At 53.7% G+C, this 10,032-nt stretch carries 8 protein-coding genes; 1 reads left to right on the top strand and 7 read right to left on the bottom strand.

The window, feature by feature from the left end:
• Window positions 1–319: 319 nt before the first annotated feature.
• The 6 genes from M3O22_01230 to M3O22_01255 form a co-directional block, all read right to left on the bottom strand.
• Window positions 320–1,057, bottom strand: coding sequence for an SDR family NAD(P)-dependent oxidoreductase (locus M3O22_01230; GenBank protein ID MDP9195385.1), 738 nt, complete (start codon window positions 1,055–1,057; stop codon window positions 320–322).
• On the bottom strand, window positions 1,054–2,388 hold the full coding sequence (locus tag M3O22_01235) for an FAD-binding oxidoreductase (protein MDP9195386.1): 1,335 nt from the start codon (window positions 2,386–2,388) through the stop codon (window positions 1,054–1,056). The genes M3O22_01230 and M3O22_01235 overlap by 4 nt, the downstream gene beginning before the upstream one ends.
• Window positions 2,354–3,397 (bottom strand): glycosyltransferase family 2 protein, encoded by a 1,044-nt coding sequence (locus M3O22_01240; GenBank protein MDP9195387.1) that lies wholly within the window; start codon window positions 3,395–3,397, stop codon window positions 2,354–2,356. The genes M3O22_01235 and M3O22_01240 overlap by 35 nt, the downstream gene beginning before the upstream one ends.
• Window positions 3,394–5,079 carry a hypothetical protein gene (locus tag M3O22_01245; GenBank protein ID MDP9195388.1) on the bottom strand — a complete coding sequence of 562 codons (1,686 nt, stop codon included), beginning with the start codon at window positions 5,077–5,079 and terminating at the stop codon, window positions 3,394–3,396. The genes M3O22_01240 and M3O22_01245 overlap by 4 nt, the downstream gene beginning before the upstream one ends.
• Window positions 5,066–6,997, bottom strand: coding sequence for an asparagine synthase (glutamine-hydrolyzing) (asnB, locus tag M3O22_01250; GenBank protein MDP9195389.1), 1,932 nt, complete (start codon window positions 6,995–6,997; stop codon window positions 5,066–5,068). Before asnB ends, M3O22_01245 begins: the two co-directional genes overlap by 14 nt.
• Window positions 6,998–7,217: 220 nt before the next feature.
• Window positions 7,218–8,021, bottom strand: a complete 804-nt coding sequence (locus M3O22_01255; GenBank protein MDP9195390.1) for a class I SAM-dependent methyltransferase — start codon at window positions 8,019–8,021, stop codon at window positions 7,218–7,220.
• Between the two features lie 110 nt (window positions 8,022–8,131).
• Between M3O22_01255 and M3O22_01260 the strand changes: the two genes are divergently transcribed.
• Window positions 8,132–9,832 carry a phospholipid carrier-dependent glycosyltransferase gene (locus tag M3O22_01260; GenBank protein ID MDP9195391.1) on the top strand — a complete coding sequence of 567 codons (1,701 nt, stop codon included), beginning with the start codon at window positions 8,132–8,134 and terminating at the stop codon, window positions 9,830–9,832.
• 13 nt (window positions 9,833–9,845) lie between these two features.
• Here the strand turns inward: M3O22_01260 and M3O22_01265 are convergent.
• Window positions 9,846–10,032, bottom strand: a 187-nt coding sequence (locus M3O22_01265) for a transposase (GenBank protein ID MDP9195392.1), incomplete at its 5' end; no start/stop codon positions are given.

Below are 10,032 nucleotides of genomic sequence, written 5' to 3' on the forward strand. Positions count from 1 at the left end.
GGCAACAAGTTTGTCTGCAACTGGCCATGGACTTCCCAGAAAACCCATGATCATGACAATTCCGACATTGATCAGCATGGCGATTCCCACAGTCACGGCAAATCCCGTTACCGCACGCCAGCTGTGACTTCCGTGGTGGAATACATATCGGGAACTGCAGAAATAATTGACTACATTGGCTGCCACAAAAGTGGCAACTGCACAGGGAAGGCGTGGCAGTCCGGCCCTGATTCCGGCATCAAAAAGCAGGACATCCACTGCACTGGCAAGCAGTCCAACAGCAATAAAGCGGATAATCTGGCCCTGCAGTCCCATACTTTTAAATATCCAGCCGCCGGAAAACAGCCCAGGGAAGAACCCTGAAAACCAGGGCAATGATTCTCCACCATCCGGGCAGATAATGCATTCCGCTGCGGCCGTACCCGATGTCTTTCATGATAGCCTGGGCCGCTTTTTCAGGTGAAAGACCCGGCAGCATCAGTTTCTGGCCATACGTCATCTGGGTATGCATGAAGCCCATGCGGTAGAGATAGACCTTGCCCGGCTGTCTGTACCAGTAATGCTGCAGGGCCATCGCATAATGTTCCAGGGCCGCCTTTGCTGCTCCATAAAGGATATTGCGGCGCCGGGGGCGCATGCAGGCAACAGAGCTGATGACCAGAAGTCTGGCCTCCGGCCTTTCAAGGGCCGGCATGCAGCCATTGATGACCCGCAGGATCTGTACGGCATTCACATTCAGAACCCTTGCCGCTTCGTCAGCAGCCAGCGGTCCATGATCATGCGGTGAAGTATAGCCAGCCACACAGGCCAGCAGGTCCGGTTCAGACATCTGTAAAAGAATGTTTTTTACCAGAAGCTCGGGATCGTCACCTGACAGGTCATGGACAATAACGGAAACTGTGCCACTATGGCGAATGCGCAGATCCCGCGCCATTGCATCCAGGTCCCGGGCATCACTGGCAACCAGCAGCAGGTCATAGTTCTCCGCCGCCAGTTTGTGGCACAGCGCACGCCCAAGTCCGGCAGAAGCCCCAATAACACAGGCATGTTTTCTCATTTCAGCCCCAGACGCTCTGAAAGGGAGGAAATGAATCTGCGGTCCGGATCCATGCTGCGGAATACGGCGCGCGCCGCATCTGCATCCCTGTACTGACTGTCAAACACCTTGCGGGACAGTCGGGAATCCTTTGCAATATTTGAACGGGCGCCAAGCGCCGTATGCAGATCATCCAGACAGTCCATGAACGGCAGTGTCGAGGAATTGTTCGCAATATCCAGTGAAAAACTTATTCCAGCCCCGCCATAGCTTATATGGTGGGGCTTCCCCCTGAAAAACTTGCTTGCCGCAAGGCCAACAGCCACGCCGTATTTCTGCTGTGCCCCCTGCAATTCCTGAAGATAGTCCTGTACCCTGTCCAGGGGAACCAGGGCCTGCATCTCCACAAATCCTTTCCGGCCATACCAGGAAAAATAGAATTCTTTCCCCAGTGTGGGCCAGAACGCCTGATGCAATGGCAGGATCCGGGATGATCCTGCAGTCTGCTGCCGGATATAGACAGCGTTTATGATACGGTTTGGAAACTGGTACTGGAAAACCGGGAGCCGAAACCTGGCTTTGCCGGGCCGGGTCCTGTGCGAAGAAACATATATGCTGTCTTCACTGGAAACACTTGCCACATCACCATAGAAAACAAGACTTTCTCCCCACCTGGGGCTCCAGGGGCTGGCGCAGTCATGCCATGCATAGGCATAATCATGCCGGGCAGCCAGTTCCTGTATTCTGGCGATCGCATCCGGAAAGCTTCTGATATGTTCTGTCTGTTGGTGAACACTCTGTCCGGACAGTTCTGCAAGCACCAGACGGGCTGACAGCACCAGACCGGTCAGGCCAAATCCGCCAATGGTGTAATTGAACAGCTCGGGATTTTTCTGCCGGCTGGCCGTTACTGTTTCACCATTGGCCAGCAGGATATCCAGCTCCTCGATACAGTCAATGAACTGGCCATCGCGATACTGGTTTTTTCCATGAACATTCGCGGCAATACAGCCGCCGATGGTAATGTCAGGATATCCTGGCTGTACACGCAGACAGAGCCGGCGCGGCAGGAGAAACCGGTAAAGTTCTCCGAGTGTTATGCCCGCCTCAACCGTAATGCGGAATTCTTCCGGTGAAAAATCCAGAAGCCGGTCAAAATTCCGGAGGGAAAGTGTCAGTCCGTCCGGACACGCCGCCAGGGGCGCATAGGACAGCCTGCTGCCTGCTGGAATGATATGGCCCGCTGACAGGATATACTGGCGCAGCTGCCGGTAGCGGTCAGGCTCAGCGGTCAGCTGCCGGGCCTGCCAGGTTCCATCAAGACTGCGAAACGGAAGATCTGCTTTTATCACGGATGCATTCAACTGCGTTGGCCAGGATCATCGGCATATGGGTCCGGGTGTGATGGTACAGCATGAAATCACAGACCAGCCCTGTCAGCAGGATTGAAAAGCCTGTGGATATGGTCGAAATTACCAGAATGAAAAGCGGCCGGTTGACCAGCTGTCCTGATCCACCCAGACCCAGAATGTAGCCCAGATGTTCCAGAAGCATCCATCCCAGGACTGCAAAGCCGGGGAAGAGGAAGAAAACCGAAATCAGGCCGAAAAAGTGCAGGGGCGTCATCGCACAGCGATAGGTAAAAAGCAGTGACATGAAGTCAAACGCCGCCTGATATCGGAAGGTCCGGAATTTCGAATATCCGTGCTTGCGGGGACTGTTGGTAACAGGCTCTTCTGTTACCCGGTATCCTATCAGGTGTGCCTGGACCGGAATAAAGCGGTGCAGCTGTCCAAAAACGTACAGGCGCTTGATGACTTCATGCCGATAGATCTTGAAGCCGCAGTTCTGGTCATGCAGATACAGCCCGGTCATCATGCGCAGGAAGATGTTGACACAGCGCGATCCGATTTTCCGGATCAGGGTATCCTGCCGTTTCTGCCTCCACCCCGAGACCACATCGTAACCCTGATCCAGTTTCCGGATCAGGACGGGGATATCCTCGGGATTATCCTGCAGATCAGCGTCCATTGTGACAACCCTGGCTCCCCGGGCATGGGAAAAACCAGTCATCAGAGCCAGGGATTTTCCGAAATTTGTACGAAGACGTATCTCAATCAGGGCAGGATAATCCCGCTGCAGATCCGCGATCCTTTCACTGGTACCGTCTGTAGATCCGTCATTCACCACCAGAACTTCATAGTCATCCGGGGTATAGCCCATTGATCCTGTCACACCAGCCAGGCGCTGACAGAGTTCGGGCAGGCTGTCGCTTTCATTGAAAGAAGGAACAATAATGGAAAGCTTCCTGCTGGGTTCCAGAAGGGCTGCAGGATCAGCAGAAGGAATAAAACCGGTCATGACAGATCATATTCTTCGTGGGCAATCCCGTCGGCAAGGCTGTAGTGAAGCCTGTAACGGATTGATCCCGACTGGAAAACACGGGGCGCTGACACTTCAGGATTACGCCATCCGGCCTGCGCCATCAAGGAAATTCTGTTCTGGAGCCGGCTGTATTCTGCCGGCAGTCCTGACAGGACAAGTTCATAGGTTATGGCATCTGCAGAAATCGACAGTCTTGCTGCAGACTCACCCTGTGCAGCGGAATTGCGCAGTGGTGCGACAGACTGGTTGACCGCCGTACGGTTCCGCAGACGGATATGGTCAATACAGGCACGGATCCAGCGGGCCGATGCAGGATGCAGGCAGAATACCCTCAGCACAAGACGCTGCCAGAAGCCGGGGAAGAAAAAAGCCACCCTGGAAAGCCTGTTTTTCAAAATCAGGACACCATTGTCGATATGGGCCTGTCTTTCCGGGTGATATCCCTGCAGGGACAGCGGGGCATTCCCGTCTGACAGGATCAGCGGTGGCCTGATCTCCAGGACAGGCTGCCTGCGGTGATAGATGCGTGCATACCCTCCGGCGGCAATGGAAACAAATGCATCCGTTTCAGCATTATGGTAACTGGCCAGACCCGCCGCCGGATCCTTGTGCCATCCTGTTCCGGGATAAAACGGCCAGGGCTGCTCCGGAGCGGGTAATTCTCTGGGCGCAAGCAGCCAGGCTGTCAGCGGCAGATAGGCCCAGCGGCTGAAACGCAGATCCTCTGCGAGTATGGGCAGAATGCCGGCCTGTCCCGTAACATGGTTCAGCCAGAAATGATGCAGGGTTCCTGCAAGGGGACTGTGACGGGCTGCCAGGGCCATACCCAGCCGGGACACATAGGGGTTCAGGCAGATACCGCTTTCCGGCATGATCGTACTGTCGGGACAGATATGGGGCCTCATGAAATCCAGAAGCTTCTGCATGGGGCCAATGACAGACAGGTCACCAGTAACGTGATGGTAAAGCTGTGTATAGTCCAGGAGCACACTGCAATACCCCAGATCCATGCCCCCTATTTCGGGAAACCATCCTTCGGCCTGCTGGCGCTGCAGTGCTTCCTGCATTTTTCCGGCAGCAAGGGTCAACAGATTCCGGTTATTTTCCAGTTTTCCGATCAGGGCAAGAGCCGCAGCCGCAGCTGCTTCATGATTGGCTTTCACCCTGTCGACCCGTTTTCCCAGCCATTCACAGGCGCGGGAAAAAACTTTCAGGGCCCGGCGCCGGACGTCCGCGGGAATATCTTCCACAAGAAAAAGTGTCAGACCAAAAGCCACCGCAGGAAACTCCGTAGCCGCATAACCGCGCTCTCCCTTGTACCATTCATCAAAACAGCCTTCGGGATACTGGGCCTTTTCCAGAAAGGCGATACTGGCACAGAAAGCGGACAGCAGCTCATTCCTGTCCGGCAATACCCTGCCAAAATCCCGCTGTATGGCTGGATGCAGCAGCAGTCCAAGCGCTGCGCCGGCTTCCTGACGGCGGATATCAGCAAATTCTGCCGTCTTGTCCCGCCAGTAGCCAAGGTCGAAACAGCCATAAGTGGGGGAGGCCTGATTCCTGTCCTGAAGCGCCAGCAGGCGCCAGGCGTTTTCAGCAACAAATTGCGTCTGCCAGGCATAATCCCCTGTCAGGGAGCTGATATCAGGACTGGTCATGACCGGAAATCTCCAGTGAAGGATAGCGCAGGCGCCAGTGGTAGAAAGACAGCAGGTTATACAGGATACGGTAATGATTGGCCTTGCCGGACATGTGTTCGCCCACAAGCTGGCGGATACTCTCCTGATCCAGACTGTTGCTGTGCCATTCGGCAGATGCCGTCAGGGGTGTCAGAAGATGGGCCAGTGGGCCTCGCAGCCATCGGGCTACAGGAAAGGTAAATCCCTGTTTTTTCTGTGTCGTAATGGAAAGGGGGAATCCCAGACGGCGCGCATGCTCCCGCAGCAGCCATTTCAGGGTATTTCCCCGGCATTTGAGATTATCAGGCAACCGGTTGGCAAACGCGATCAGGGAAGGACTCAGGAAAGGAGCCCTGACTTCGAGACCCTGCAGCATGAAGGCCCGGTCTGTATGGTGGCAGACAAATTCAGGCAGAAAGCTTTGCTGGTAATAATCCGCCAGCTTCTGCTGCATGGTCTGGCGTATACTTCCTCCGAAAAACATGTTGGGATCTGTCAGAAAGGACCGGTGCGCTGCAGGCGATGTATATTTTTTCCCTGCAAGTGCCGCAAACGCCCGGGGGTCCAGTGTACTCAGCCAGCCCGATGGTGCGTAATTCCTGTCTCCCACAGCCCCGCGCAGGAGGCCCAGAAGCCTGAACTGCAGACCCACGTATCCATCACCCGCCGGGATATGCCGCACAATCCTGCGAAGCATGTCCGTCACACAGTCCGGAAGAATATTCAGCAGGCGGCCATAACGCGCTGCAAGAAATGGCAGATAGCCATAAAACAGTTCATCAGCCCCATCGCCTGCAAGGGCAACGGTCAGATATGATCTGGCAGCCCGTGCCAGAAAAAATGCATTCACATAGCCTGGATCGCCATGAGGCTCGTCCTGCTTCTGCAGGACTTCCAGAACCAGATTCTGGGCAGTTTCAGTATCCAGGACCAGTGTTTCATGTTCAAATCTGTATCCCAGGCTTCTGAGATGGGCTGCGGAAGCAAGGGCCTTGTCTGTCTCATTGAATTCCGGATCACTGGAACCAATGCTCAGCATGCAGATTTTCTGGCTGTGGCGCAGGGCATGGGCGGCCACAAGGGTACTGTCAATTCCGCCACTCAGGAAAACGCCGACAGGAACATCCGAGCGCAGTGCAATGCGACAGCTTTCGTCAAACAGGCCGCTGAACTTTTCGAGGGCCTGGTCCGGCGAAAAATCCGCCCGCTCTTCTCCTGCCCGGCTGTTCCACCACCGCCTGAGGCTGGCCTGTCTTCTCCCCTCCAGGATCAGCAGATGGCCGGGGGGAAGCTTGTGCACCCCGGAAACAGGAGTATCTGCCCAGGCATAATAGCTCTGCAGCAGATACCGCCTTGCAGAAGGCAGATCCAGTGTCAGCCTGTGAGGCTGGTAATGCAGTATTGCCCGCAGTTCCGACGCAAAGACCCAGTTACCATCCTGACTGGAATAATAGAAAGGCTTCTGCCCCAGGGCATCGCGGAAAAAGATATGACGGTCCTGCTGCAGGTCATGGAAACTGCCCGCAAACATGCCGTCCAGGTGCGTCAGGGCATTTTCATTCCAGTGAATGAAGGCATTCAGCAGAACCTCGGTATCTGAATCCGTCCGGAAACGGAATCCCAGAGCACGGAGCTTTTCGCGCAGTTCCACATAATTGTAGATTTCGCCATTGAAGACGAGAACAAAGCGTCTGTCGCCGGAAACAAAAGGCTGAAGCGCATGGTCACTGAGATCAATGATGCTCAGCCTGCGATGCCCGAGATACATGCGGTCTGTAACATGTTCGTCAGCACCATCGGGACCCCGGTGCGCAAGACTGTCCCTGGATTGCCGGCTGCGGATGATGTCATCCGGACTGAGAGGCCCTGTCTTCAGAAGACCGAAAAATCCACACATTTTTTCCCGCCAGACAGAAGTCTTTGCAGCCATACAGCAGGGAAATGCAATAGCGCATTTTGGAAAAAATTCCAATCCTGCAGGTACTGCAAAACTATATATGGACCCCCACCCCGGCCTTGTGGACCACAACAATCCACGCTGTCCCTGACGACTTCCTTCCTGAGAATGCCAGAAAAACCTTCATTCCAGTCCCAGAGGAGAAGAGCAGATTCCTGCCTCAGGTTGCCGGCTTCTGGACTTCTATGACCCAGAAATAACCAAAAAGGGTTTCCCTGCCGTCGTATTTGGCAAAGGGCAGGTTTGCGCCATAGGATTTCAGGCTGAGAATATTGAAATCCCTGAACAGGTGTCGCATCTGGCTCCGTGTGTACCAGAACATGTAAGGCACGCCAAAACACTCATGCAGCATGGTGCCCCAGAATTTCCGGGGGCGCCTTTTCAGAAATTCATATATCCCCCGGCGGGTTCCAAAAATGAAATCGATCACATGCTGCATGCCCCGGAGAAATTTGGCAGCCCCTACTTTCAGTGACATGTTTTTATAGAGGCAGATATAGGCTTTTCCACCCGGTGAAAGGACCCGGTAAATCTCCTGGACAGTCTGTGGGGGATTCGGGGAGTGATGCAGCACACCCATTGAATATATGCAGGATACAGAACCGGAGCCGAGCTCCAGGGCTTCGGCATTTCCCTGCCTGAACCGGGGAACCACTTTCAGGGCGCCGCGGCCGGAAATCTCTTCGTATGCCTGAAAGGCCCGTGCAACGCTCTCATCTGACAGGTCTATTCCCGTATAGCTGCCTTTTGGATCCAGATGCCGGCAGAATTCAAGACCATCCGTACCCTGGCCACAGCCAATTTCAACGACATCAGAATGCCGGCGGGCAATTTTTTCAATGAATGAAGGAAGCCATGGCTCCATCCTGTAACGATAGATCCGTCTGGATTCATAATTGTCCTGGAGATTGCAGGGATTATGGTTCCAGAATCTGCGCGTGCTGTCGAAAGGGGTCCCGTCCATTGTCCTGCCAGTCAGATTGATTGTGAACGGCGGGCACAATAGCACGAGATATCTTGTCTTATCAAAAAAATATACGTATGAAGCCCAGATACCACAACCGGAGGGTCATTATGACGCCTGAAACATGGAAAAACCCGTCTGCAGATCTGACCAGAAACTGGATCCTGCTGACTCTGGTCCTTGTGGTTTACACACTTGCCTGTGCACCGCTACTGTTCACTTCCAACGAAGATATGCAGATGGTCACTGCATCTTTCATTGACAGCGGTTCCCTGCTGAATGATTACATGGGAATGGCAGGTGGAGACATCAACCAGAATCACCATGTCCACACGGGAGTCTATGGCTGGTCCTATAATACCCTGGCAGCCCTTGTGGTTGGGGTCGAGCGTCATATTCTCAGAATTTCACCCAAGGAATTTTTCAGCGTAATCGCAGCCTCCGTAAGGATACTGTCCTTTTCCCTTTCAGCCTTGGCCATTTCGGCTTTCTGGTTTCTGATCCAGCAAGTCACCCGCTCCAGGCTGCTGGCCTGCCTGACAGCCATGCTCCTCGCCTTCTACCACCCTGTCTTCAAGTTTTCCTATGAAATCCACCCCGAACCCATGGGCCTTCTGGCGGCGGTGCTGTGTCTCTTCGCCCTGGTAAAGTTTTCAGAAACCCGACAGGAAATCTGGCTGAAAGGTGCCTGGTTCTGCGCCATTGCCTGCGTCATGGCCAAGCAGAGTTTTGTCTTTATTCTTCTGCTTCCTGTGGGTACGTACCTGAAATACCGGACTGCTGAAATGTGGCAGAAACTGGCCGACCGGCAATATCGCAGCCTGTTCAGGCAGTTTCTGCCCTATATAAAAACAGCACTTCTCGCAATCCTGCTGTTTCATCCTTTCATGATTCTGGATCCGGTGGGCTTTGCCCACAAACAGTTTTTTATTACGACCTATCACACAGCAAGGGAAGGCTTTGGCTATATGCAGTCCCTGCAGCGCTGGGCAGAAATGTATATATATCGTGAACAATACGTACTTGTGGCAGCAATCCTGTCTGCATGGCATCTGGCCAGATACAGGATGAGAGATGACGGAATCAGCCATATCATCAGCCTGTGCAGTGTTTACAACCTGCTGTGCATTTTCTTTAATATCCTTCTGATGCGCTATCTGGTCCTGGCAAATTATAACTATCCCTTTGTTGTAACAGCACTGCTGACAATTGTTTTCCATTTCGGAATATTCCTGCAGAAACTGGCCCGACCTCGCCTTGCGACAGGATTTGCAGTGGCGCTTTTTATGGCCATGTTTGTGCCAAACGTTATTTATTCCCTCGGCGGCGCAGCTCATGACATGGCTTTCAGAAATACAGATCTCGTTGTCCTTCGCCAGAAACTCGTGGATCTGGGGAAAAGGGACTGGCGCCTGGTTTACAGCTCTTCAATTCCTGCACCGAGAGCTCTTTATGCAGCATCGACCAATGACTGGAATTTTGGTGAATTTGATGAAGCATTCCCCGGGAAACTCAAGGAATGGAAACCGGATGTAGTGGTCATTGATATGGTCTGGCCTTTCGCAGGCGGAGAAGTAGTTTCCAGGGCAGCAGAAGCCATGGGCCTGAAAGTGGCGGATAACATTATCAGTACCCGCCCGCCCAGGCGGGAATGCAATTTCTCGGATCCGAAAAGTCTTTCTCCCTGCTGGCAGGCATTCCGGGATGTTATAGTCACTCCCGTTTATCAGCGAACAGCCGGCGAACCCCGGAATGTTTTCAGGATTTATGCAAGTCCTGAAATCATCCGGACGGGGGTTTTCAATCACTAGGCCCTGTTGACATTTATTTTAACCAGGGCATGGAAGCTGTGAGGTAGATGAGGCTTGCGAAGTTGCGTGCGCGTTTGGCGTAGCGTGTGGCGACTGCGCGGTAGTGTTTGAGTCTGTTGAAGAAGCATTCGATGCGGTAGCGTTCGGCATACATGGCGAAGTCAGTGTTGCGTGGATTTTTGACGCAGGAGCGTGTGGGG

Source organism: Pseudomonadota bacterium, assembly GCA_030775045.1.
GTDB lineage: Bacteria > Pseudomonadota > Alphaproteobacteria > JALYJY01 > JALYJY01 > JALYJY01.